Source organism: Virgibacillus carmonensis (assembly GCF_057836705.1).
This window is the reverse complement of record NZ_JBYQFJ010000001.1, coordinates 159546-185429: the sequence shown is the minus strand read 5'-3', so window position 1 is coordinate 185429 and position 25884 is coordinate 159546. Positions and strand designations below refer to the sequence as shown.

Genomic DNA, 25884 nt, shown 5'->3' with positions numbered 1-25884 from the left:
CCCCTGGTTTCAATTTAATTTGCTAATGCGCTTTTCATTTGTAAAACTGGCACTAGTTCTCCTACGACCTCGTTCCTTGCGTTATGTAATCTGGGGTGATGATATTCTTTTAATTGTTCAACCTGATTTTCATTTAGTAACTCAAGTTGTGTAAGTACTTCCATTGCAGCTGGATATACTGCTCTACCATTTCCATCCATAACTTTTATTGAAATTCCTAAACCCGTTTCCGTATCCCCAATGCAGTAGACACCTTCAGCACCAGCCTTTCCGAAAAACCTCCCCTTTCCAGCTGTCATAAAGTCAGTACAAAAGCGATCTGTTCCCCCAACCATTTCAGGCGCTGTTGTCATTGCTTTTGTTATTTTTTGAACTGTGTTCCCCCTCTCATTTCCAAGGGTTTTGGGATCGGCCATTCTCGCAAATCCATAAGCAAGACGATCTAATGGCAATCCATGTACAGGTACTCCACAGCCGTCAATACCAATTTCAATTTCATTTTCTGGGTATTCACAGATTTCACTTATAGCTTGGATAATTCGTTGTTGAACAGGATGGTCCTCAGAATAATAGGTTTCAATTGGTTCTCCCATAAATTTAGCGGTTGCTAACATCCCGGTATGCTTACCCGAACAGTTATTGTATAAGGCAGTTACATCTTCACCATTAAGAATCAGGTTTTTATAGGTATCTTGCCAACGTGGAATATGGGTTCCACATTTCAAAGCAGTGTCTTCAAGACCCGTTCTTCTCAAGATAGATAAAACTCTTTCAGTATGCATGGATTCACCATTATGTGATGCAGTACAAAGTGATAGGTCAGCGTCACTAAAGTCGTAGTAATCAGCAGTCCCAGTTTCTACAATTGGTATTGCTTGAATTGGTTTCATCGAAGAACGCGCATAGACTTTCGCCTTTGGATTTCCTACGTGATGAAGTTGATTGCCTGCAGAATCAACAACAGCTACATGTACTTGATGGCAACTTTCCAGATTGCCACCTCTCCTAACTTCCACTTCGTTTGAATTTTTCATGAATTCCCTCCTGTCAAAGTTTTCAGATAATTTAATAATATATTATACCACCCAACAACCAATTGCAACCTATTTATTAAAAAACTCAAAAAGACTATTTATAAACATGTTTCTGCAACCCTTTTTAACCTTTTTAAAATACTATTGAATTTAAATAGGAATAAAAAACCCCCAGGACTTGCCACTTGGCAACCTAGAGGAATAAAGTACTTCTGCATATATATAAGCCTATTCATATTAAAATAAAATGAGTCCCTAGCAGGAATGACGTCGGATATGCCTAGTGGATAGCTTAATAAGCACCGCTTACACTTCTTTCTCCCTCCTCCTAGAAACCATATACTCCACTGCGCCGGTCCCGACAAACACACCACTTAAAATTAACATAAATCCAATCACATGATTTATCGTAATGACTTCATTTAAAAATATAGATGCTCCAGTAATCGCAAAAAGTGTGTTGAGATTAATAAAAATTGCTGCTTCTGCTGGCCCTACTTTTTTAATGGCGTAGTTATACGTCATATGGCCAAACGCTGATGCTAAAACTGCACTGAATAAAAAGATTGCTCCCAGCTTCCAATCAAACAAATAGGTAATCTCCTGAATTCCCGGTCCAAAAGCCTGACTCAACAAAAAGATAAAAATCGCTCCAAGTACAAGCATGTACCCAGTTGCCAGCCGCGGGTCAAATGTCGGTTTCAATTTGCTAATCAATACAAAACTAAACCCTTGCACGATAACGGCTAACAATATGATGAGGTCACCTAACGAGACAGCCGCCAATCCATCAGCACCAGTCAAAGTCGTCACAACCACGCCTATAAAACCTAAAACGAAGCCAGAAACTCTTATCCACGTGACACGCTGACGCAAAATGACCACAGCCATCATCATGGTAACCAGCGGCATCATCCCCAAAATTAACGCCGCGTTAATACCGGTTGTCATCTCTATACCGACCGCGACAAGCGAATGGTGTAAAATCACATTAAAAACAGCTATGTAAAAAATGATGAGCCACTCGTGCTTAAGAGGTAACCTGAATATCCCCATCACAGAACAAATCACCAAAACAACAATGCCAGCCGTCATGATACGAAACGATGTCAGCAACATCGGGTCAACTGCATCAACCAAGACCTTTAACGCAGATACATTTAACCCCCACATCAACATAACCAATAACAAAAGAATGTAAATCTTAACCATAAAACCGCTCACCCAATTTCTTATAGATTCTTCTACTCTACAATACTCTCAGTAGTCTGTCATTACTAGAAATCTATTCGACAAAAAACGGGAAGTGACAGGCACTAAAAAAAGTCCTTCCCGAAAATCGAGAAGGACTCTTCTATACCTGGAACCTACATTCTACTAGCTGTCTCTTCAAACTCTGCTTCAATTTCAGCAGATGGTTTTTCACCTAGATTACTTACTACTACGGCAACAATTAAGTTGAGTAAGAAAGCAGGGACGATTTCATAAAGGTCAAAAATTCCTCCTGATAGGAATCCTCCCCATACAATAACAGTTATAGCACCAACAATAATACCGGCTAAAGCACCATTTCTTGTAGTACCTTTCCAGAACAGCGCTAAAAGAATAGTTGGACCAAAAGCACCACCGAAACCTGCCCATGCATAACTAACTAGTTCTAATACTGAGCTTTCTGGGTTTGTTGCAAGAAGTGTAGCAATTAATGCAATAATACCAACGGCTGCGCGGCCAATCCATACTAGTTCACGTTCTGATGCATTTTTACGTAGGATTGCTTTATAGAAATCCTCCGCTACTGCAGAAGATGATACTAGTAATTGAGAATCAATTGTACTCATGATGGCAGACAGAATAGCTGCTAATAAAATACCTGCGATGATTGGATCAAACAAGATTTGTGAAAATGCAATAAAGATTTTTTCTGGATCGGCCAGTATTTGAACACCAGCATCATTCGTTATTACATTAGCACCAAGTTGAGATAATAAGGCAGCGTCTTGTGTGCTAATAAAAGCAAGACCTGCGATACCTACAAATATTGCACCATATAATCCTAGAATCATCCAAGTCATACCAATGAAACGTGCTTTTGGTACATCTTTAGGTGAACGTAAAGCCATAAAACGAACTAGAATATGAGGCTGACCAAAGTAACCCAGTCCCCATGCTAAGGAAGATAGAATACCGATTGCACCAACACCAGCCACCATGTTTAAATGTCCTGGTGAGATATTACCTACAGCGTCAATAGTTGCATCCCAACCACCAACGACAGAAATAGCTCGAATTGGAACAACAATTAGTGCCACGAACATTAAAATCCCCTGGACAAAGTCTGTCCAACTTACAGCAAGGAACCCACCTAAGAATGTATAGGATACGATAACTATTGCGCCGATCCAAAGTGCCTGATCGTATGATAGACCAAATGACGCTTCAAATAGCTTTGCGCCACCAACCATGCCTGATGATGTATAAAAAGTGAAGAATATCAAGGTTACAATTGCGGAAATGACACGTAATAAATGAGATGTATCGCGGAAACGATTTTCTAAAAAGTCCGGAATCGTAATTGAGTCATTAGATACTTCCGTATAAATTCGTAAACGCTTAGCAACAAATTGCCAATTTAAGTAGGCACCGATTGCAAGCCCTACTGCAAGCCAAGCTCCTCCCATACCGGAAGCATAAACAGCACCTGGTAAACCTAGTAGTAACCAACTGCTCATATCTGATGCCCCAGCACTTAATGCCGCAACACCTGGCCCTAGCTTTCTTCCTCCAAGAACATAATCTGATAAATTATTTGTTAAACGATAAGATATAGCCCCAATAGCGAGCATACCCAGTAAATAAACGATAAACGTTATCAAAGTAGCTGTTGACATGTTTTACTTTTCTCTCCTGTCTGTAAATAAAGTAATGGTTGATAAAATAAGTAATATTGGCATCGGTACAAATAGCCAAAACCAAGTAGCACCCGTCAATGCAAAGTCTTCCATGAGATACCCCCCCTTTTTACGGTATTGTATGAATCCACAAAGTAATAGATTGATAGAATATACATTGTCGAACCATACAACATTTAATACTATAACATAACTAGAATTTTTAAACAATTCTACCTATTCTTAGCGGGACTTTATCCCCAATTCATTTACTGCAAAACAACTGGATGAAACCTTTATATTTTCTATTAGCAACAACTTATATAAGGTATGTAAAAGCCGCTATTTCTTGGCTATGTGGTGGATCATGATCATCAAAATATACATAAATCTTCATACCAACAATTCACTTATTTTACCGCCACATCTTCCTGAGAAACGAACTCCTGATACTTCTGCCTTTTCTCCATTTCACTACCGGAAAAAAAACCCAAAACAACGTTCATATTCAACCTATAATGATTCAAAGTATGTAAATAATAGCGATAACTACTCCACTGATAGGATTCAGCACGTATCACCATACCAGCCTTCACCGGATTTAAATGAATATAGCGGCTAACCTCCAACATGCACTATTTTGAATCAATCAACCTGTCATAGTATCGTTTTTTCAAATACATGGCCAGTAATACTGTTTTTTGTATTATAGTAGTCAGCATACCGTTTGTTTAGGAGTGACATAACTTTGGAAATGGATTGTTGTTTGGAGCGCATTTGCAGGTGAAAGTGGTTTTCTTGTTAACCTGCTCAAGCATGTGAAGGAAGATTTTAAAATCTTGTTCATCTTTAAACAACGCGTCCCGACGATTACCGCGACAAACAATATGATAAAAACAATCAGGCAACCAAATTCTTGTTTTTCTTGCCATCTTACCTAACCTTCCCATTTTGTGTGTTAGTCAAATATAGATGGAATTGTTTTAAGGAATAACCTTTTCCCACAACCGTTTAAGACAATGCTAGATTTAGTAGTAGCCATGTTATATCACACCTTTCAACCGAATGTAGCTTTTATATAGATATAAGATAAGCTATCTGAATGTCAAAGTAAAGCATGCATTATTGAACTTTAAGAGTGTCACAAGCTATTAAAATCTGTTTTTCTATAGAAGGAAATTGAAAAGTCACCTGCACAAATAGTGATAAAAGGTAATTTTTGAAACAATAAAAAGACCGCTAGTTCCAGTGGCAGAATTCATGCACACCAGCCTCTAACAGCCTCTATAAACTCAATATTATAATTCGACAAATTACAACAAAAACCGGGAAGTGACAGGCACTCCACCTACACCTCCTACCTCTCAGGCGCCAACTCAATCGCCTGTCGAAGCGCTTCTAACATACTTCTTTCATCTACTATCCCTTTACCTGCGATATCAAACGCTGTACCATGATCAACACTTGTCCGAATTATCGGCAAACCAACTGTTATATTCACTCCAGCTTCCAAGCCCAATACCTTAATTGGTCCGTGACCTTGATCATGATACATAGCAACTACGATATCGAAATCACCACGTTGCGCTCGGAAGAATAACGTGTCAGCAGGAAGCGGACCTTCAACACTGATTCCTTCTTCCGTTGCACGCTCAATGGCTGGGATGATTTTTTCTTCCTCTTCCCCGTAACCGAATAATCCATTTTCACCAGCATGAGGATTGATTCCACATACACCAATCGTTGGCTGTTCAATCCCTGAATTCGTAAGCGTTTCATGTGCTAAACGAATGACGTTATAAACACGTTCTGGCTCAATCATGTTAATAGCATCGATGATACCAACATGCGTCGTTACATGAATGACCTTTAATTTAGGTGAAGATAGCATCATAGAAAAATCTTTCGTATCCGTCAGCTCGGCTAAAATCTCTGTATGACCTGGATAAATATGGCCACCTTTATGCAATGCTTCCTTATTCAGTGGCGCTGTACAAATAGCATCAATTCGGCCATTATTGGCAAGTTCAATTGCAGTTCGCAAGTATTCAAAGGCAGCATGTCCAGCCTCTGAAGAAACCTGTCCAAATGGAAGATCTTCTGGAAGTAAGTCCATGTCATAACAAGCTATTTCTCCAAATGTTGTTGTCAACTCAGAATTGTTATCTAGTACCTTAATTGTTACATCGATTTCTAAAAGTTCTGCAGCGCGTGTTAACATTTTTGAATCACCTATTACAATAGGATGCGATTGTTCATATACATGTTTACTTTGCAGACTTTTTACAATAATCTCTGGCCCTACTCCTGATGCGTCACCCATCGTAATACCAACAATTGGCTTTTTACTCATTATCATGAACTCCCTTCAATTCCTGCATGGCATTATAAATCGACTCTTCTTTTCCGAATGCCCCTGCTTTTGTTACGACTATATATTCCCTATCTGCACCGATTAATGTACCTAATGGAATTCCCGCTTCAACTTGCTTGATTAAACGGAACCCTATTCCTCCTAAATGACGCGATGTATCTTTTGCCGTATCGCCACCTGTCAGTACCAGACCCGTCAGTTCCTTGTTTGTTTCTGTTACGGTTGCGACGATTTCACCAATAGCACTGGAAATCCGTTCCCCAATTTGATTACTCGTTAAATTTAGGCTTCTTCCTGATTGCTTCACTTGTTCCCTGACTTCTTGACTGGAAGGAACATACAGAACGATATCATTCCCTTTTTCTAATCCTTCACGTATAGCTTTAATAAAGTCCTGACGAAGTGTTTTCCAATCATCCGCAAAAACTTTCAGTGTATCCAATTCTATGGCTGTTACCTTTGGTTGTCTCGTCACATATTTCACTTGGTTCTGGGTTACCTGTGATAAACTTCCACAAACAGTCATGACCCGGCCAGATTTGGAGAAAGAGCGTTTATCCGTCTTTTGGCTGATCCCCAAAACCTCTGGAAGCACCTCTGCTAAACCAGCGGATCCGGCCCAAACAACATTATCTGAAGCAGCAGCCATTTTTTGTGCAGCTTTTTGTAAGTCATCCTGTGTTTCCGCATCACAAACAATATAGTTTATATCATTTTCTTTAAAGGTATTAATTTTTTCTTGAAAAACAGATAAGCTTTTTTCTATATCTGTTTTTTTCACCAATCCAACCGGCTGTCCGGTTTCCTTTTCGATTATCGCTGGTATAAACGATTCCGTAACAGGATGTTTCGGATCGTTGGATATTTCTGTTTCTGCTATTTTTTCTCCGTTGACATAATGAATGCCATCTATTGTTGTTCTCCCAACAGGAGGAAAAGCCGGAGCGATAAATACAAACTCCGGTTTAAAAACTTCATAGAGGGCGTGCAGCTCGGTTCCAATATGTCCCCTCAAAGTGGAATCCATCTTTTTATAAATCGTTAAATAGCCTGCTTGCTTCAGGAATTGACCTGCCTGTTTTGTCATAGAAGCTGCGTTTTCTTTAGACAGCGCACGTGAATTAGTATCTATAACAATCCCGCTATCAAGATTATCTTGATCCTGCGGGATATCAAACAGAACGGAAGTGTTTATACCTTTTTCTGTAAGCTGTACTCCACTATCATTTGCTCCAGTTAAATCGTCTGCGATAATTCCTATAAGTTGTTTCATGTTGATTCCTCATTTATTAACAAATTTATATAAGGTACATTTTTTAAGACTATTCAACTACATAGTCATCTGGAACTTTTACACCTTTTTTCTCTAGGCGTTTTACCAGGAATGCTATATAGATCGGAAGCAGAATAGCTGTTGTCACTGTTGATGCTGCAACTTGTACGGTAGCCAGATCAACATGAGAAGCAAAGCTTGCACTTGCAACGGCAATTGCTGCTGGTGTTGCTACTGCGTTCCCTGCTGTAGAACCTTCTGCAGCACCTGCAATCGGGTTCCATTTAAATGCTTTAAATACGAAATAACCTGCTGTACCAGTTAAGAATACAGTTGCTAATCCAAGAATAATACCTGTTAATCCACCTTCAATAATAGCACCAAAGTCAATTCCCATACCTAATGCAAAAGCAAAGAATGGGATTAACATGGAACTTCCTTTATCTAAGAAATCTCTCATTTCCTCATCTAAGTTACCTAATACCATACCAACAATAATCGGTAATAACACGGCTATAAATGAAACGAAAGAAAACAGTCCATCAACAAAGCCCATAGCGCCGAATATAGATAAAGCTACCATCGTAAAGAAAGGACCATCATTTAACGCTAGCAACGAGTATGCAGCACGGTCTGTTTTATCACCATACTGACCAACTAGCGCTACATATAAGCCACCATTACTATTGGTCATAGCAGCAATAATGGCAATTGGCGCTAAGCCTAACCAGAGACCATCATTTCCAGCAAACATATAGGCAATAAGACCAATGGATGCACCTACCACCCATTTCGTTGTTAACAATGTTGCACCTTTACCAAGGCTAACCCCTACATTTCGAAAATTAATTTGTGCTCCTGTACATAATAAAAATAGTGCAATTAACGTGTTTGCCCCATCTACAAATAATGCTTGTGTAAAGTTTCCAATCCGAAGTAAGTCAGGTGCAATCGTATTCAGTGTTGCAGCAAGCAACAATGGTACCACCATCATGCCACCCGGAATTCGTTCTAACGTCGCTTTGATCTTCATTTTTATCCCCCTCGTCTTCTAATAACGTTTAAAAATTAAACATAAATAAAAAAATAAAGCGTTTTCATATACCATCTTAAAATATAATGATAAAAATTGCAACACTTTTTTCACTATTATCAAAAGGTAATTTCAACGTGATTTAAAAGCACTCAATAACGTTGCATTTTGAAACATAAAAAAAGAACCCTATTCAAGGATCCTCTAAAAAGGCACTTACTATTGGTTGGTCTAATTAAACCAAGTCATTGTTTCAACTTACGCCATAAGGTGGAACGATTAATACCCAGCCTGGCTGCTGCTTTTGATTGATTGTTCCCCTCTTCTTGCAATACCTGCGTAATTACTTTTTGTTCAATTTCTTGCAATGTACCATCGAGTGGGAAACATTCAATTTGATCTTTATTCTGTTCATATTTATTCATTAATTCCTCAACGTGAGAAAGTTCGATGTAATTCGCTGTGGTCATCATACTTAGTTCCTTGATCACCTTTTTAAACTGGGATAGATTACCCAGCCAATCAAACTGCATAAGATAGTTAGCTGCCTCTGGTTTCATCCCCACTGTTTCATTACCATTTTCCTGATGAAATTCAGTTAAAAAATAATCGACAAAAGCTCCAATATCTTCCTTCCTTTCGTGCAATGGTGAAAGATCTAACGAGTACGTAGAAATTTTGTGATAAAGAGCTTCATCAAATGTTCCTTCATACACGAGTTTATCCAGCGATTCTGTTGCAAGAACAATAACTTTCATCGTACTTGGTATATAATTTAGTAAGTTTTGAATGGCACCCTGTACCGATTCTATGTCTTTTACGATAACAGTACCATGCCTTATAGCTAACAATTTTGATTGTATGTTGTTTAGTTCCGGGATTTCATTCGTTAAGCGACTTCCCTCTATAACAATAATAGGTGCGTCTTGCCCATACTTTTCAAAATGTATTTCTTGCGCAACCGTATATTTGCCTGTCCCTGACTCCCCAATAACGCACACAGCCCCATCCATGTGTGCATATTGTTGGATCGTCTCTCTTAAGCGCTTAGCCTGATCACTTTCCCCAATAATCGGGATATGCACAGGATTGCCGATTATTTTAACAGCTTTAGTATGTGTTTTAAGCAATGAAGAATGAATGTTTATCCCTACAATAGCCTCAGACTTACTGACCAAAAAGGCTTGTATTTCATATATATGACTTTCACCTTCTAGTTCAGCCCATTGGTTCGTTTCATTCTCTAGAACTTTCTTCATTACCGTTGAAATAACGGGCGACTTTACGATTTCATGACTCTGAATATCCTGTTCATACATTAAATTTTTCTCCATTATTTCACCATCTTTATTAAGTAAAATAACTGGGAAAGGCATGGAATTGAAGGTCTCCTGAAAATAATAAAACTGATTATTTACCCTGCGGAAGAAGTTATATACGCGCTTCCCTTCTTCCAAAGCATCTGTAACTGCTTCTTTCCCGGATGTAATTAACACCCCACGCAATCCGACCTGCTCAGCAACTTGAACAGTGATCACATCGCCAATAACCACTGAATAACCTTGTTGTTTTAACCTCTCCAAGTGACCTCTCACTTCATCCCTCGATTTAATCGTAATCATCTTCACATCAAATTCTAATATGTTGCATATCGTTGCTGCACCCTGAGAAATATTCGCAAAACCAACAAGGGCTACCCCTTTTTTAATTCCACGAATGAGGGTGAAAACACGTAACATATCATATCCGGTTATATCTATGTGAACTACTGGTATCGAAACGACATCCTGAATCATAGTGGCAGTTCCACCACGACTGATGATCAGTTCATATCCCTGTTTTTCCGCTAATTGCGCTTTTCTAACGCCTTCTTCTAGATTAGCTATCGTTACATCCAATTGAATGTCATCCGGTATAGTCACCTTCTTAGCTGTCTCAGCTAGCCCTTGGTATGGGGCAATTAGAAGTGCCTTTATCATTATTCATCCCTCATTTGTTGCATATTTCAACAAATCTATTATTACATATTGAGGTTTTGATGTCATCTATACACATAGATAACTTTTACTGCAAAAAATGCGAATAATTTCAGTGAAATTAATAATTCGACAAATTACGACAAAACCCAGGAAGTGACAGGCACCACTACACGCCGTTCTTCGGGTCTAATCCCAGTATGTCTTTCACATTTTTTGCGAGGCCGAAGTATTCGATTGCTGCTGAGTAGGGTAGCTTTTCATTGAGATTCCCGTGTACAGCGCTATTTCTTAATCTTCTTAATTTATTTAGTATAACTTCAATTTCTGAACTGATTATCCCTTGCTCCTTAAGAAACTGAATACTTTGCAGAGGTGCTTCTATTTCTCCATCTTGGAACTCATGATTAATTGTTTGATTAATTGCTTCTTCAACCATTAACCAGGACATTGTAATAGAAGCAGACGGTGATATCTTTGCAACTTCCATAATTTCACTTTCTTTTTTATTAAAACTTTTATCCTGCTTATTGGTAAGGCTAAAAACAGGTTTGGCTTTTTCAAGATTCTGTTTTGCTGCTTTAAGTTCTTCTGAAAATTCAATTGCAACATTGCTGTACGTTACCTTGTTGATTTTAAAGAGTAATTTTCTAAGAGGTTTTCTTAACGTTATGATGGTAACTATTATTACACTAGGCCAAGCAATAGATTCAATTATGGATGAAATGAATTCAAGAGTATTCAAGGATTAACCCACCTTTTTGTTAATTCATATCATATAATTATTCGACAAACACAGGAAATATCCTTTTTAAAGGGAATTTAAACTTATACACCTAAATCCAGAAATATATTGGATGAAAGATCCTACAAAATAATCCGTCAAAAAAGCCATTAGTTCCAATGGCAATAGGATCGCGCATTAGTTCTAACAGCTTCTATAAACGGGAAGTGACAGGCACTAGAGTCGATATTCCATTAACCGCTTATTTACTATAGCAGTTGATGGATAGATATCTTTATAAAGGCTAAACAATTCCTTATATTTTTCAACATTTTCTTTATTAGGTCGGTAGGTCTTATCTTCATTCAGAAATTCATCTGCACAATCCTGTAATGAATGAAACCATCGGCAGCCTGTTGCAGCAAGCATTGCTGCACCCATGCCTGGACCTTGCTCACTTGTAAGTTTAACTATTTTTGCATCGAAAATATCTGCTTGCATTTGCAACCAAGCTTCACTTTTTGCTCCTCCACCAATTGAGATGACTGTATCAATTTTTTTCCCATTCTCACGGAAAATCTCTATCGATTCATTCAGAGAAAATGTAATCCCTTCCAAAATAGCTCGAACAAAATCTTTTCTTTGATGGGAACTGTCCATTCCTATAAAACTTCCCCGTATTGTCGCATCGACATGCGGCGTTCTTTCTCCAACAATATACGGCGTAAATAATAGCCCATTCGAACCAACCGGGACAGTTCCTACTTCAGCTAATAGATTATCAAAATCTTCATCTTTCGCGAAAACATCTTTGAACCAACTTAAGCTGTATCCAGCCGCAAGAGTAACACCCATCGCGTAAAATGCATTCGATGCACCATGATTAAAATAATGTACTTTTCCTTGAAAGTCAGTATCATCACTTGCTTCATACGATAGGACAACACCAGAAGTTCCGATGCTGCACAGCGTTTTTCCATCTTCTAAAATCCCTGAACCAATAGCCCCACAAGCATTATCAGCTCCACCTGCAAATACTCTCGTTGAAGTTAATAGGCCAGTAGCTAAAGCAACCTCTTGAGTTAGTGTTCCTACTTCTTCGTGTGATTCTACTAATGGCGGACAAAACTCATCATCTAATTCAAATAAATCACAAATTTCCTCGCTCCACTTTTTCTCCGTTACATTCAGTAATAAAGTACCAGCTGCATCCGAATATTCCATATGCAACGCACCTGTCAGCTTATACCGTAAATAATCCTTAGGCAGAACGAACTTTGTTGCCTTGTTAAATACTTCTGGCTCGTGCTCCTTAACCCATAACAATTTTGGTAAGGTAAATCCTTCTAACGCTGGATTCTTTGTTATATGCAGCAATCGCTTTTCACCGACAACATCATTAATCTGCTGACACTCTGCAGTTGTACGTGTATCATTCCACAGAATGGCATGACGCAAAACGTTATTGTTTCCATCAAGCAGTACAAGTCCATGCATTTGCCCAGAAAAACTAATCCCTTCTATGTCCGCTGAATCCCCATCAAACGCTTTTAGAAGATCAGACAGCCCTGCAATCGTCTGGTCTACCCAAGCTTGTGGAGCCTGTTCGCTATATCCCGCTTTTTCCTGAATTAATGGGTATGCTTTTGATACTTCCTGCTGTACATCCCCTTTTTGATTGACCAATAAAATTTTAACGGCACTTGTGCCTAAGTCCACTCCAATTACGTATTTCATAGCAAACCTCTCCTAGTATTGTTGAAATTTTATTCTCCAGCATAAGCTTTCAACAAATACTGGTTAATCGTTGCTTTAATTTTTTCTAATCGTCCGGATCGATTTTGAATTTCTGATAACCCCAATGCGTGTTCTTCAAGTTTATGGAAATCAGTTTTTCCTTCCACGATATCCAAACCGATACCTTCTGTGTAACTCTTGTAACGTTCTTCAACTACTCCGTCTAAGATGTTATCATCGATTAATTTTTGAGCAACCTTTAGTCCTACCGCAAAGGTATCCATTCCTGCAATATGTGCATGGAATAAATCCTCCACTTCAAATGAACCTCTTCTTACTTTAGCATCGAAGTTCAGACCACCACGACCTAATCCGCCGTTTTTAATAACCTCATACATTGCGAGTGTTGCAGAGTATAGGTCTGTCGGGAATTCATCTGTATCCCAGCCTAACAACGGGTCTCCCTGATTGGCATCAACTGAACCCAGCATATTATTTACGCGTGCATATCGCAGTTCATGTTCAAATGTGTGCCCTGCTAGTGTTGCGTGATTTGCTTCAATATTGAATTTAAAATGATCCTGCAAGTTATATTTTTGTAAGAAAGCATAACCGGTAGCTACATCAAAGTCATATTGATGCGTTGTAGGCTCTTTAGGTTTAGGTTCAATTAAGAATTGTGCATCAAAACCAATTTCTTTTGCGTAATCCACTGCCATATGGAAGAAACGTCCAAGGTTGTCCATTTCTAATTTCATATCCGTATTTAGAAGTGTTTCATAACCTTCACGGCCACCCCAGAATACATAATTTTCTGCACCTAACTCTTTACCAATTTCCAATCCTTTTTTCACTTTAGCTGCAGCATACGCAAATACATCTGCGTTATTAGAAGATGCTGCGCCGTGAACGAAGCGAGGATTTGTAAAATTATTTGCCGTATTCCACAACAATTTTGTTTTACTGTCCTTCATGTAATCTTTCATCATGCTTATGATCGTATCCAGGTTTTTATATGTTTCTCTTAAACTATTTCCTTCTGGTGCAATATCTACATCATGGAAACAGAAAAATGGCACGTTCAATTTTTCAAACAACTCAAAAGCAGCTTCCACCCGCGCTTTCGATAAATCCATACCTTGGTAGTTCTTCCATGGACGATCCGCTGTACCAGCACCAAAAGGATCCGATAAATCTGCTGTAAATGTATGCCAATATGCAACACCAAAACGCAAGTATTCTTCCATTGTCTTGGCACCAATTTTTTCTTCAGGGTTATAGAATTTGAATGCGTATGGATTAGTTGATAGTGCACCTTCGTATTTAATATTGTTAATGTTTGAAAAGTAACTCATTACATTGTATCTCCTCTCGTCATTATGAATACTTAGTTTAATATTTAAACTAAGTTTAACGATTGATGAAAACGCTGTCAACTAGTAATGGCATTTTCTGGCTACTACTAGTATAATAAACGTATGAAAACTTCGTAATTATTGTTTTTACGAATTTCTTTTATACAATGTTTAAACAAACTTCCTGTTAAGGAGAAACACATGCAAAAATTACAGACTGGCGATCACAATCTCGTAAAACAAATTAATAAATCAATTGTCTTTGGTTTAATTGAAAGCAAAGGGCCTATGTCCCGTGCACAGATTTCTAAAAATACTGGGTTAAATAAAGCAACTGTCTCAACGATGGTGTCAGAACTTATAAATGGCGCTTTCGTTTATGAAATAGAAGCAGGTCAATCAAGTGGAGGCAGAAAACCGGTTATGCTCTATTTTAATAATCATACTGGTTACTCTATAGGAATCGACTTGGGAGTAAATTATATTTTAGGCGTACTGACAGATTTAAGTGGTAACATTATAGAAGAAACAACCAGAGAGTTGAATGGTATTGAATTTGACTATGTAATTGAAAATTTAATTTCAGTAGTGGAGGCATTAATTGAAAAAGCTCCAAAGAGTACGTATGGTGTTGTCGGGATTGGTATTGGCGTTCCAGGAAACGTAGATAAAAATGATAAAATTCTTTTTGCACCAAACCTTAAGTGGAAACAGGTAGATTTAAAGCAAGTATTTGAAAATAAGTTTAATATCCCTACTAAGATTGAAAATGAAGCCAATGCTGGTTCCCATGGGGAACGCTTATACGGTGCGGGTAAAAACATCCCTAATATAATTTATATTAGTATAGGAATCGGTATTGGTACAGGCATTATTATTAATAATGATCTTTATACCGGTTCATCTGGCATATCTGGAGAGATGGGACACGTAACGATTGAAGCTAATGGAAAAAAGTGTTCTTGTGGGAACCGTGGGTGCTGGGAATTATATGCCTCTGAAAGCGCACTATTAAGGGCAGCTGAAAATCATGATCTGCTGAAGAAGGAAAATAAAATAGACTTAGACTATCTTATTAATGAAGCGCAAACAGGAAATACGGAGGTTCTTCAACTATTAAATACATTAGGTGAAAATATTGGTATTGGGCTAACAAATATCGTTAACACGTTTAATCCCGAAGTAGTTGTTATAGGAAATCGTATTGCTCAATTTGAAACTTGGATTGCAAACCCAATCGACCATGTTTTGGAAGAACGACTTTCCACATATCATAAAGACAATACGGAAATACGATTTTCTAAACTGGGAAAACGCTCATGTGCTATTGGGGCTTCTTCCTTCTCAATTTCCAAGTTCTTATCCGATAAAAGGGTGTCAGTGCGATAAAAATGTAAATGTTAGGTACTATCAAAATTCTTAAAGATTCAGGAGGGAGGAGTCTATTATGACAGTGAAGAATAAGGTACTGCTTATTACTTATCCAGACTCACTTGGAGGAAATTTAAAATCTCTTAATCTAGTACTATCGAAACACTTCTCTAATCTATTTATAGGTGGAATCCACATTCTACCACCATTTCCTTCTTCAGGTGACAGAGGATTTGCGCCACTTAATTACCTGGAAGTAGAGCCGAAATTTGGTACTTGGGAAGACTTAAAATCAATCGGTGAAAACCATGACGTACTTGTAGATTTAATGGTGAATCATATTTCTAGACAATCCAACTATTTTCAGGACTTTTTAAAACACGGGCGCAAATCAGAGTACGCGGATCTGTTTCTTACGCTTGATAAGTTTTGGAAAGATGGTAAGCCAAACAAGGAAGATATCGATAAAATATTTCTTAGAAGACCAAAACCATACTCTACCTTTACAATTGAAGGAACTGGTGAACGAGAGATGGTATGGACTACCTTTGGCAAAGAAGATCCATCAGAACAAATCGACTTGGATGTTCGTTCGAAAAAGGCAAAGCAGCTTCTAACTGAGTTTTTTGAGAACTTTAGCAGGAATAATGTAAAAACAGTGCGGTTAGATGCTGTAGGCTATGTTATGAAAGAAATTGGTACGAGCTGCTTTTTCGTAGAACCGGATATCTACGAGTTTCTAGATTGGATTAAAGGGATGGCAGACTCCCTGGAAATCAAGTTACTTCCCGAGGTTCATGCCCACTATCAGACACAATATAAATTAGCAGAGCAGGGATATTGGATATACGATTTCATTTTACCTTATAAGGTTCTGGAAACATTAATAAACCAATCGAGTGAGGGGCTCCGTAACTACCTGAAGATTCGGCCCAAAAAGCAATTTACCATGCTTGACTGCCACGACGGTATTCCCGTTTTACCTGACATGGAAGATTTAATAGATACAGAGGAAGCAAGAAAAGTAGTTGATGTATGTGTAGATAGAGGCGCAAATCTTAGTCTAATACTTACAGATGAGCATAAGACAGAAGACGGTTTTGATGTACACCAGATAAACGGTACTTTCTACTCGATGCTCAACCATAATGATAACGCATATTTAGCCGCTAGGGCGATTCAATTCTTTACCCCAGGGATACCACAAGTGTATTACGTTGGATTATTAGCAGGAGAAAATGATTATGAATCAGTAAAGAAGACCGGAGAGAACCGTGAGATTAATCGACACAACTATACGCTTGAAGAGATTGAGGAATCTCTTCAAAATGAAGTGGTTCAAAGGCTCGTAAACCTAATTCGGTTTAGAAATGAATACCCTGCATTTGATGGTGATTTTAAGGTGTTGGATTCTGCCAAGGATGAAATTTACCTTTCTTGGATAAAGGATGAAAAATATTGTAGATTATTTATTGATTTAAACAATAAAAAGACAGTAATTGATTATGTTGACACTGATGGAAATGTAAATCAGTATTTTGTTTAATTTTTAAATCAAAAAATCAAAAGGCAAGTAAGTGGACGTTCTTAAGTTAACCACTTCTTGCCTTTTACTTGTTTGCTGAATGAAGAAGTTGCCTTCTCCCAATTAATTAGAAAACGCTCCAGCTGTCACAATTCGATGATAAGCGTTTTTTCCTAGAGTTCCTTCAGGCATCACCCAAGGTGCATCGTGGTAAAGACGTTTTTCCTCTAATTCTTCTATGCTTTCTATTTTTCCATCAACCCAATCATTTAACCTGTCCTTTGCAGTATTTAATCGTGCCATCACACCACCATAGCGAATATCTAAGACTTCCCAGCCAAACGGTTTATTTGTAGCAAACCATAGCGTGCGATGTTTCATTCTCAATTCATCTACCATATCACGCAATGGTATAAGTTGGTTTTTTAATTCTCCAATTTGTTCTTTATCCTGATTATCATATGCATCTTTCAGTTTTAAGCCAAACTCAGATTTTATACTTAAAACTTGAGCGAGCTGAATATAGTAGTCAAATAAAACATCCCATTGTGAGTTATTCTGTTTTGCTGCAGTTAGTCGATTAGCTAATTTTTCATAATGCCCGTTCATTGGCAATCCTTTAATGTTTTGGTCATACAAACCTGTTAATACATCCTGCCACAACAAAAACTTAGATGGATGTGACTCTTTAAGATTATCTTTAGACACACCAGGAGTCTCATCAAAATCGTTTAATGCCAGGAAGTCATCGAGCTTACCCCCTACACAAAATGAAAAGCGTTCAGCCAATTTGCTGCTTACTACCTCCTTAGAATAACCATGTTCAGCAAACAACTGCATACCAGCTAGACCGGCAAAAGGACTCGTCTCAGTACCGTTATCCCCCCACATTGTAGCAAATACTTCCTTTACTCCCGTGTTTTTACATGCGATTAAAGCTGCATCTGTAGTGGCAAAAGTTAATCCATAGTTTGGCGCGATACCGTTCCATGTCCATATTCCACCAGCAAAAATTGGACTAGATCCAAAAGCTTTATGTTTTTCAATAAACGTTTGATAAAAATCTTTATCTGTATGGTAATAATCCCAGTATACTAATTGTAGGTTTTCCGGTATGGCATCAATCACTTCACTGGGAATCTCTGCATTAAGATCATAATAACCACCTGTCTTGGAGCCTAATCTAAAATACATATCACTCCAAATCATTGGTTTTAGTTGATATTTCTCAGCTATGGAAACTACCTTTTGTAAATGTTCATTCATAATAGTAAATCGCTGTCTATATCCATTTTTCTCTAAATAGGCGCCTAAACCAAGCCTATGCGCTTCATCCATACCCATGTGAATGCGGTTGGATTGAAATGGTCGACTTGCTACCTTAATCATTTCTTCAATAAATTGGTAGGTTTCTTCCTCCCCGACAAGGAGAATGTCTTCGGTATCCTTCATCTTCCCTGCATAATTCCATTTCAGAGCTTCGGTTAAATGGGCTAACGTTTGAATACAGGGAACCATTTCAATCCCAAGATCATTTGCATACCTATCACAGGCACTTAATTCTTCCTCGCTATATCGACCACGCATGTACCCAAAGTACGGATATTTTTCCATTTCAAATGTATCTTCGGTGTACATCATGACAACGTCTAGCCCCATAAGTGCCATTTTCCGTAACAAAACTTGAATTCCACCAACAGTCATGACACCATTTCTTGAAGCATCGATCATAATTCCGTTCATGTCGAATTGGGGTTCTTCCACAATTTGAAATTCCTTATGCCTTTCAATATTCTCAACGAATAAACCGAGTGCACGAAAAAAGTGAATTCTTTTTTCATAGCTAATCGTACCGCCTTCGTTCGTACAACTCACTTTAATTGATCCCTTTCCTTTCTGGATTAGGACGGGGAATCCATGATCACTTTGTGTTATACCAAGCTCCTTACATATAATTGCCAACCCATTATCTAATTCAGATGACACACCTTTAAAATGTATATTCACGATAATTTCCCTCCACGAAACTTGTAATTTATATCAGATCATTGAATCTGGTTTATAATCCCAACTACTCTTTTTTCCTGTTTTTAAAGAGTCTGCAACTACTATTCTTTCTTGTTGACTTTGAATAATATCCTTTTTAATTTGTACCATGTCAAACTGAGAAGTAATTCTCTTTTCAAACTGTGTTAAAATAGGTTTATGTTCTTTTGATTCGGCGAGATTATTTATTTCGTGAGGATCCCTTTCTAAATTAAATAACAGTGACTTTTGATCATGTACGTAGATAAATTTATAGTTTTCAGATCGTAACATGATCATTGGTTGAATTGGACCTTCTCCGTAGTATTCACAAATCACTTCATCTTTCCAATTTTTCTCATCACCTTTTAATAAATGTTCCAAACTATCTCCATCCATTTCATCAATCCAAGTGGTATAGTCAGGGACTTTTGCCAGTGTCATAAACGTAGCAGCCAAGTCTATAAGCGATACCACTTTACTGACTTTTTTCCCTGTAGGAAAACGTTCTGGATAAGCAATAATTAATGGGATTTTAGTAGCGGGATCATAAAACGTTCGCTTAAACCACATTCCATGTTCCCCAAGCATTTCTCCGTGGTCACTAGTTACGACAATGATGGTGTTCTCTCTCATATCCAATCGATCCAGTTCATCCATAATTTGTCCTACCTTGTGATCAAAATAGGTAACCATGCCATAGTACGCACGTCGATTTTTTCTTATCTCGTCCTCCGATAACTCATGAATATCTATCTCATGATGTGTTTGAATCCATTGGTTAATGGGATGCATCTTATCCAAGTTTTCGGCAGGAACATCAGGCATTGGGATAACAGTATCCTCATACATATTCCAATATTCTTCCGTAATATGAAAAGGATCATGGGGATGGAAAAAGGATGAGCACAAAAAGAATGGTCTTTTCTCTCCTTCCTTTTTCCGTTTAAAGGCACGAATTTGCTCCAGTGTGCGGTGTAAAACTTTTTCGTCATAATCTAAATTATTATTAAGCTCCATTATCCCTGGGTTCTTCAACCTCTTTACTCCCGTACCATGGTTGTGATATATTCCTTTCGTCCAATCCGGGGTAAGGTCAAATGCAGCTGTATGAATGTCCTTTGTTACTCGGTTTTCAAAACCATGTAGTTGATCAGGACCAACGAAATGCATCTTTCCTGACAAAACAGTCTCATATCCAGCACGTCTCAAATGGTGTAAAAATGTCGGGGTATCCGCTGAGAGCTCCGAACCATTGTCATATACCCCAATATTACTGATAAATTTACCTGCTACAAAAGAGGCTCTGGATGGTGCGCAAATCGGTGAATTACAATATGCGTTTTCAAATGTTACTCCATTATGAACAAGTTGGTCTATATTAGGGGTTTTAACTGCGGGATGCCCTAAGGCACTTATAACGTTAAAAGCCATCTGATCAGCCATGACCATAACAATGTTAGGTTGTTGTGTCATTTTTAATCACCTTTCGTTCTGGAATAAATGTTAATCTTGGTGAAGATCATTCAAGGTGTTTAGACCTTAATTACTGATCCCCGCGTCCTTGTTCTCCAACTTGTTAAAAGTTGGTAGAGAAATCATTAACAACAAATAACTAACCAAACTTCCTAAAAAGAAAAGCATAACAATTGGCATTTTAGCCATGAGAAAGAAAACGCCGTAACCTATAAGTAGCATCAAGATTGCTTTGAAAGGTGCAGCAAAGGACATTAATGCTCCCATTTTAATATACTGATGCCACTTCAATTCAAAGTGAACGTATACAGGGAAGAAAAAGACCATCACCATTAAATACAAAATCGCAAAAATGTAGAGTAGTAACTGAATTAGTTCCATTGGTAGAGATTCTTTCAAATTCAAAACAAAAATATCTAAATAAAGGACATAACCGATAACGATCATAACAATCCCCGAAATATTTGATTTTACAAATTCCTTCCGATAAAAGTACCAAAAGGTTTTAAAAACAGAGGAATCAAGATCGCCTTTCATCCATTTCCTTAATACAGCGAACATCGCAACGCTAGATGGCATAAAACCGAAAAGGATAAGCCCAACTAATGTAAAACCTATCCATAAAAGGTTAATGTATGCTAAACGAGTGAACCATTCAGTAAAACGAACAAAACCACTTTTCCATCCTTGAGCCAATTTAGCCACTCCCTTTTCTTTGATGCTTATTAAAATAAAAGTTTATAGGGGTAATTCTAGTCTGTCTTGAACAAAATCCCGACAAACTTTTAAGCTGTTATAAGGGGTACTAGTTGTTTTATCAATTTCAACAGTTACCCAACCCTCATAGTGAGTGTCTCTTAAGTAATCGATAATTGATTCCAATTCTGTTGACAAGGTACCCAGTCCTAACTCACAAAAAATTGGCATTGCCTCATTGCCCGACAATATTGGAAATGTATCAGCATCTGCTTCTTCTGGTGAAATATCTTTTAAGTGAACATACTCAATTCGGTCACGATAACGATTTATCACTTCCAATGGATTCATGCCTGCTTTTTTCAAATGGGCCGTATCTGGGCAGAAGAATACATAGTTTGGATCTGTTAATTCCATAATTGTATCTAGTTCAGATTCATTTTCAATTTCCGTATTAACATGAGGATGAAGACAAGCTTTTACGCCTAAGTCATAACACCTTTTTGCTGCTTTATTTATCGTTTCAGCAGCAATTTCCAATTCCTTCTTGGTGGTTCCCCCTTCTCTTCTAGGGCCACCAGGACCAAAAATAATTCGATCACTTCCATTTGCGGCTAAAAATGTTGCCACTTTCTCATTGCGATCGATTATGTATTGTCTTTTTGTTTCATCTGTAAAATTACCGCCACCATACAAGGCAGAAAGTTGAAAACCATATTGATCTAGCAATGATTTGAACTCCTCTAGATTGTCTTCGTAATGCAATGCCAAATGTGTAAATGTTTCACATGCGTGATAACCCAATTTTGATGCTTCTTCAAACCCTTTCAGCAATTCTTCACCCCACGTTATTAAATGACACGAAACTTTCATTATTAACACTCCTCATTCACATTGGTTGTTCTACGAATATCGACCTAGCCTTTAATTTCTATTGTAATAGATTCGTTATTATCATACAGGGAACAATCTACGAGATAGATAGGCTCATCTTTGTTCAACCTATTCACAGTAACTTTTTGTCCATTTACCCTAACTTGCTGTGGTTCAGATTCAGCAAAGAAACCAAAAGTTCCTCCCTCTTTCAAATGAACAACAACCGTCTCGCTTAAAGCATAGCGTTCCGTAAATGTGGCTGGTGAAACATATTTGTCTACTAGTCCTAAAGGCTTCACCGAATGATCTTTTGGTATAATCAGATAGAAAGTAAATTCATCTTTTGCTAAAGAAACTTTTTTCGTCTCATTTTGTCTAAGTACTTCAACTGTTTGGTTAAAGTAGTCATAGACAAGGTATTCATTCGCATGAAATCCCTCGATGTTAGCAGGGGATACATTCCCATCCACTTGTCCCTCTGAAACATTAAAAACACCTAACAGACCTGTTCCGTTACTAGTATTCCACACCTTCAACGGCTTCTTTTCTTCTATTGGATTTACCATCAACGTATCTAAAGTTGGTTTACCTGGCTGATCGCACCGTAAGATACGGCCATCCTTACAAACTAGAGGCCATAATACCTCAGCGTCCGTCTGATCAACACGATCACTCGTATAGATTGGCCCACCACTAAGCGCTCTTAACAAAGCGTGACGTTTGGCATCTTTATGCTTTGTCCAGAACATATCCCAGTCACCCCAATAGATTTCCCCATGGTAGAAGGAGTTGTACACATTTTGTAAGGCATGTTCGGCGAAACCATTTTCGTCATCTGGGACAAAGTCATCACTACTTCTTGATACAGCAGAAATCGGACGGTTCCACATATTTTCAGAAGCCATTCCCATACAATTGATGACACATTGGTCAAAATGAATTCCTACAGATCCTTCTAATGCTTTATGAGTTTCAACCGAGGATTCGCCAATCGACTGCTGACCTGTCATAAAGTTATTTACAGCACTTTGACCATCGACTTTTACAAAATCAATTCCTTGTTGTTGTAAATAAGTATGCCATGCATCCCAAAATCCATAGCTTTTTCCTTTATTAGGATAGGGTATTAACTTTCGACTGTTGGTCTCTAATAGGTGTGAGGCCATTTCATCAGCTAAGGAACTTTCAGGATCAATTCCACCCCAATAACCTGCTAATGTATGCCACACCCCTACTGAATCTATTCCATAATTGGTTTTTAATTGGTTAATTAAAAATTTAAAACCATTAGGAAACTTGTCAGGATCTGGTTTGAAATCACTTAAACATTCTTTGGATATTTGTGACCAACCATCATCAATCATAATCCATTTAACCGGGATTTGTTTCTCTTTAAATTCCGTTACCTTTTTCAAAATACCTTCTTCATTGACGTTGTGATAAAAGGCATCCCAACTGCACCAGCCTAAATAATCCAGCCGCTCTGGATAACGCTTATCATCTATTAATCTAGTATTCCCACTTATTTCAAGCACGCGCTTTGATGTTTCTTTAGCCAAATTGAACGGATTTTCCCCTTTACCTAATACAAAAACAGGTGTTTGACATTGATTCCGTCCACTGTCATAGGAAGAAACAGTTAGATTAAATCCTTGGTCACTTCCTTCTATTTCAGATTTGAAAACTGACCCAACAACAGGCAATAAAGAATAATAGGAATCATGCGCATTCCACAATAATGATTGAGTCCTTGGAAGAAGTGATGACACATCCTTATTGAAATGAGGCCGGGTCCACCAATCCTTGTGACGGTAGGAGGCAGATAGTCCCTCAATTCCCTCTAGATCTTTCACCTTCATTACTACACCATTTTCAGAAGATAAATAGTCGTTCTTGCCAAAGAGCCTTTTACTATGAATGACAACATCGGTATAAGCATGGATGAACTGTTCATAGCAATGCAGAATAAAGGAGAATTCTATCAAGTCATCCTTTTTATAGACATATTCATACCGCTTATAGTTCCCTAAATGGCCCGACTTTTGATTCGTTTTCACCTCAGCATAATCCAAGCTGACCTTACCAATTTGGTCTAGGTGTAGTTCGAAGTTAACATCACTTAAAACCTTATTTTCATCATGAAAAAGTTGCAATAGTACGTCGTCCTTTTGAATATTAAACATACAAATCCTCCTTAACTAGGGAAGCCGGTTTTAAATCTATTTTATACAACTCTAATAAGTTATTTCTTAATACGTGATTAGCAAAATCACATGCATCATACTCGGTCATATCACCATTTTCAACTTTAGCTGTTAAAACCTCAGTTAGTACTTTTCTCGCCAGCTTAGCATGTGCATATGTTCCTTCTACTTGACTATAGTCTCCTCCGAACCCAAGAATTTTCGATTGGGGGACCATTTCAATCATCTGTGTTAGCAATTGCTTAGTTGCTGTTGGAGAAAGAATGTAGCACCAAGTCAAATCAGCGTATGCATTTGGAAAGTTCTTAACAACAGATAAATACTCATTGTAAAAAGGATAACCACCGTGTAAAAGAACAAATTTGGCTTTCTTATACTCTAGTAAAAGTTGAACAAGATCAGTAACTTTAGAATTGGTTACCAAATTCCCATTAGAGGATACGCTCGGTTCCTGGTGTCCCGTATGAATTTGAATAGGGACTTCAAATTCAATGGAACGTTGAATAACCCGGTGAATGATGAAATCTTGAAAAGCTTTTGCCTCTTCCTGAGGTACCGATTCCCCAAGATGATTCTTCTTTATTTTATTGAATACCTTGGCGGCATCATGGGCAGTTGGCTTTTCAACATGCAATGTACGCCAGTAAGCCACACCAATCTTTGTCGCAACCATCCCTTCGTCTACATACCGTTTAATGATTGTATCAACTGCATGGAGATAGTCTTCAAAATCATAAATATCCGATCCAGCTTCTGTCTCAATAGCCTCAACATCTTTCAATGTCCGCACCTTAATCATATGGTCCATCCACATCACAGGTCTAAAGAATTCAAAATCTACCTTGGTAGTAAAGATTAGCGTGAAAGCCATGTCAATTTTCGCTTTTTCTTTTAATATTTTCCGGTACAGGTCAGTGTCTTGTGATGCCTTTTTCACGCGTTCACTCAATGCGCAGACTCCCTCAACAGACCAGTCATCCATACCATACAAATCCTCAACAGCCCACCTTAGCATTTGAGCATACGTTGTGTTTCTGACTTTACCCCAGTAGTTGAGGAAAACCTTTGCCTTTTCCAAATCAGACATTTTATTCGTGTGTTTGTCAAAAAAAGAAGCGTCCATACCTGCTGCAATTAAGTCTGAGCTTAAATAATGTAAAAGGTCAAAGAAATCACTATTCATTTTGCTTCTTTCTTTTTGGGGGATTAAGTGCTCGTGTCCATCGATAATCCGTAAGTTGTTTATGTGCTTAGCAATCGCATTCAATGTCCATTCTCCTTTAGCAATAGACGGCTGCTAAATTAGCAGCCGTCTTA

General features: G+C 38.0%; 18 protein-coding genes and 1 pseudogene. 2 read left to right on the top strand and 17 right to left on the bottom strand.

Translation table 11 applies throughout. From position 1 onward, the window contains the following. Positions 1 to 14: 14 nt before the first annotated feature. The 11 genes and pseudogenes from AC3G7N_RS00790 to xylA form a co-directional block, all read right to left on the bottom strand. On the bottom strand, positions 15 to 1034 hold the full coding sequence (locus AC3G7N_RS00790) for an asparaginase (RefSeq protein WP_489420227.1): 1020 nt from the start codon (positions 1032 to 1034) through the stop codon (positions 15 to 17). A gap of 306 nt (positions 1035 to 1340) precedes the next feature. After that, positions 1341 to 2246: a DMT family transporter gene (locus AC3G7N_RS00785; RefSeq protein ID WP_489420226.1), complete on the bottom strand. Its 906-nt coding sequence runs from the start codon at positions 2244 to 2246 to the stop codon at positions 1341 to 1343. A 155-nt stretch (positions 2247 to 2401) separates the two neighbouring features. Next, positions 2402 to 3922, bottom strand: a complete 1521-nt coding sequence (gene putP, locus AC3G7N_RS00780; protein ID WP_489420225.1) for a sodium/proline symporter PutP — start codon at positions 3920 to 3922, stop codon at positions 2402 to 2404. A 410-nt stretch (positions 3923 to 4332) separates the two neighbouring features. Further along, positions 4333 to 4854 (bottom strand): annotated as a pseudogene (locus AC3G7N_RS00775) (transposase). A 425-nt stretch (positions 4855 to 5279) separates the two neighbouring features. Further along, on the bottom strand, positions 5280 to 6275 hold the full coding sequence (gene pdxA, locus AC3G7N_RS00770) for a 4-hydroxythreonine-4-phosphate dehydrogenase PdxA (protein WP_489420224.1): 996 nt from the start codon (positions 6273 to 6275) through the stop codon (positions 5280 to 5282). Beyond that, positions 6268 to 7569, bottom strand: a complete 1302-nt coding sequence (locus AC3G7N_RS00765; protein WP_489420223.1) for a four-carbon acid sugar kinase family protein — start codon at positions 7567 to 7569, stop codon at positions 6268 to 6270. The genes pdxA and AC3G7N_RS00765 overlap by 8 nt, the downstream gene beginning before the upstream one ends. Before the next feature lie 49 nt (positions 7570 to 7618). Further along, positions 7619 to 8602, bottom strand: coding sequence for a 2-keto-3-deoxygluconate permease (locus AC3G7N_RS00760; protein ID WP_489420222.1), 984 nt, complete (start codon positions 8600 to 8602; stop codon positions 7619 to 7621). 245 nt (positions 8603 to 8847) lie between these two features. Beyond that, positions 8848 to 10581 carry a sigma-54-dependent Fis family transcriptional regulator gene (locus AC3G7N_RS00755; protein WP_489420221.1) on the bottom strand — a complete coding sequence of 578 codons (1734 nt, stop codon included), beginning with the start codon at positions 10579 to 10581 and terminating at the stop codon, positions 8848 to 8850. 166 nt (positions 10582 to 10747) lie between these two features. Next, the gene (locus tag AC3G7N_RS00750) at positions 10748 to 11323 is read right to left on the bottom strand and encodes a hypothetical protein (RefSeq protein WP_489420220.1); all 576 of its coding nucleotides are present in this window, start codon (positions 11321 to 11323) and stop codon (positions 10748 to 10750) included. A 216-nt stretch (positions 11324 to 11539) separates the two neighbouring features. Next, the gene (gene xylB, locus AC3G7N_RS00745; RefSeq protein ID WP_489420219.1) at positions 11540 to 13039 is read right to left on the bottom strand and encodes a xylulokinase; all 1500 of its coding nucleotides are present in this window, start codon (positions 13037 to 13039) and stop codon (positions 11540 to 11542) included. 29 nt (positions 13040 to 13068) lie between these two features. After that, on the bottom strand, positions 13069 to 14394 hold the full coding sequence (gene xylA / locus AC3G7N_RS00740; RefSeq protein WP_489420218.1) for a xylose isomerase: 1326 nt from the start codon (positions 14392 to 14394) through the stop codon (positions 13069 to 13071). Between the two features lie 201 nt (positions 14395 to 14595). Here xylA and AC3G7N_RS00735 point away from each other — a divergent pair, with 201 nt between their 5' ends. After that, positions 14596 to 15783, top strand: a complete 1188-nt coding sequence (locus AC3G7N_RS00735; protein ID WP_489420217.1) for an ROK family transcriptional regulator — start codon at positions 14596 to 14598, stop codon at positions 15781 to 15783. Positions 15784 to 15841: 58 nt separating this feature from the next. Further along, positions 15842 to 17311 carry a sucrose phosphorylase gene (gene gtfA / locus AC3G7N_RS00730; protein WP_489420216.1) on the top strand — a complete coding sequence of 490 codons (1470 nt, stop codon included), beginning with the start codon at positions 15842 to 15844 and terminating at the stop codon, positions 17309 to 17311. Between the two features lie 102 nt (positions 17312 to 17413). Here gtfA and AC3G7N_RS00725 read toward each other — a convergent pair whose 3' ends face one another. The 6 genes from AC3G7N_RS00725 to AC3G7N_RS00700 all read right to left on the bottom strand — a co-directional run bounded on the left by AC3G7N_RS00725 (position 17414) and on the right by AC3G7N_RS00700 (position 25834). Further along, the gene (locus AC3G7N_RS00725; RefSeq protein WP_489420215.1) at positions 17414 to 19297 is read right to left on the bottom strand and encodes a beta-N-acetylhexosaminidase; all 1884 of its coding nucleotides are present in this window, start codon (positions 19295 to 19297) and stop codon (positions 17414 to 17416) included. 33 nt (positions 19298 to 19330) lie between these two features. Further along, positions 19331 to 20791 carry a choline-sulfatase gene (betC, locus tag AC3G7N_RS00720; protein WP_489420214.1) on the bottom strand — a complete coding sequence of 487 codons (1461 nt, stop codon included), beginning with the start codon at positions 20789 to 20791 and terminating at the stop codon, positions 19331 to 19333. Between the two features lie 66 nt (positions 20792 to 20857). Further along, positions 20858 to 21487: a YesL family protein gene (locus AC3G7N_RS00715; protein ID WP_489420213.1), complete on the bottom strand. Its 630-nt coding sequence runs from the start codon at positions 21485 to 21487 to the stop codon at positions 20858 to 20860. 42 nt (positions 21488 to 21529) lie between these two features. Beyond that, the gene (locus AC3G7N_RS00710) at positions 21530 to 22360 is read right to left on the bottom strand and encodes a sugar phosphate isomerase/epimerase family protein (RefSeq protein ID WP_489420212.1); all 831 of its coding nucleotides are present in this window, start codon (positions 22358 to 22360) and stop codon (positions 21530 to 21532) included. Between the two features lie 44 nt (positions 22361 to 22404). After that, positions 22405 to 24546, bottom strand: a complete 2142-nt coding sequence (locus AC3G7N_RS00705; RefSeq protein WP_489420211.1) for a Sip1-related alpha-galactosidase — start codon at positions 24544 to 24546, stop codon at positions 22405 to 22407. Further along, positions 24539 to 25834, bottom strand: coding sequence for an amidohydrolase family protein (locus AC3G7N_RS00700; protein ID WP_489420210.1), 1296 nt, complete (start codon positions 25832 to 25834; stop codon positions 24539 to 24541). Before AC3G7N_RS00700 ends, AC3G7N_RS00705 begins: the two co-directional genes overlap by 8 nt. Positions 25835 to 25884 lie beyond the last annotated feature (50 nt).

Coding starts and splice junctions, on each gene's coding strand:
- AC3G7N_RS00765 (WP_489420223.1), bottom strand. CDS start 7,569: ATGAAACAACTTATAGGAATTATCGCAGACGATTTAACTGGAGCAAAT.
- pdxA (WP_489420224.1), bottom strand. CDS start 6,275: ATGAGTAAAAAGCCAATTGTTGGTATTACGATGGGTGACGCATCAGGA.
- AC3G7N_RS00785 (WP_489420226.1), bottom strand. CDS start 2,246: ATGGTTAAGATTTACATTCTTTTGTTATTGGTTATGTTGATGTGGGGG.
- AC3G7N_RS00755 (WP_489420221.1), bottom strand. CDS start 10,581: ATGATAAAGGCACTTCTAATTGCCCCATACCAAGGGCTAGCTGAGACA.
- AC3G7N_RS00790 (WP_489420227.1), bottom strand. CDS start 1,034: ATGAAAAATTCAAACGAAGTGGAAGTTAGGAGAGGTGGCAATCTGGAA.
- AC3G7N_RS00705 (WP_489420211.1), bottom strand. CDS start 24,546: ATGTTTAATATTCAAAAGGACGACGTACTATTGCAACTTTTTCATGAT.
- putP (WP_489420225.1), bottom strand. CDS start 3,922: ATGTCAACAGCTACTTTGATAACGTTTATCGTTTATTTACTGGGTATG.
- AC3G7N_RS00760 (WP_489420222.1), bottom strand. CDS start 8,602: ATGAAGATCAAAGCGACGTTAGAACGAATTCCGGGTGGCATGATGGTG.
- gtfA (WP_489420216.1), top strand. CDS start 15,842: ATGACAGTGAAGAATAAGGTACTGCTTATTACTTATCCAGACTCACTT.
- betC (WP_489420214.1), bottom strand. CDS start 20,791: ATGACACAACAACCTAACATTGTTATGGTCATGGCTGATCAGATGGCT.
- xylA (WP_489420218.1), bottom strand. CDS start 14,394: ATGAGTTACTTTTCAAACATTAACAATATTAAATACGAAGGTGCACTA.
- AC3G7N_RS00735 (WP_489420217.1), top strand. CDS start 14,596: ATGCAAAAATTACAGACTGGCGATCACAATCTCGTAAAACAAATTAAT.
- xylB (WP_489420219.1), bottom strand. CDS start 13,039: ATGAAATACGTAATTGGAGTGGACTTAGGCACAAGTGCCGTTAAAATT.
- AC3G7N_RS00710 (WP_489420212.1), bottom strand. CDS start 22,360: ATGAAAGTTTCGTGTCATTTAATAACGTGGGGTGAAGAATTGCTGAAA.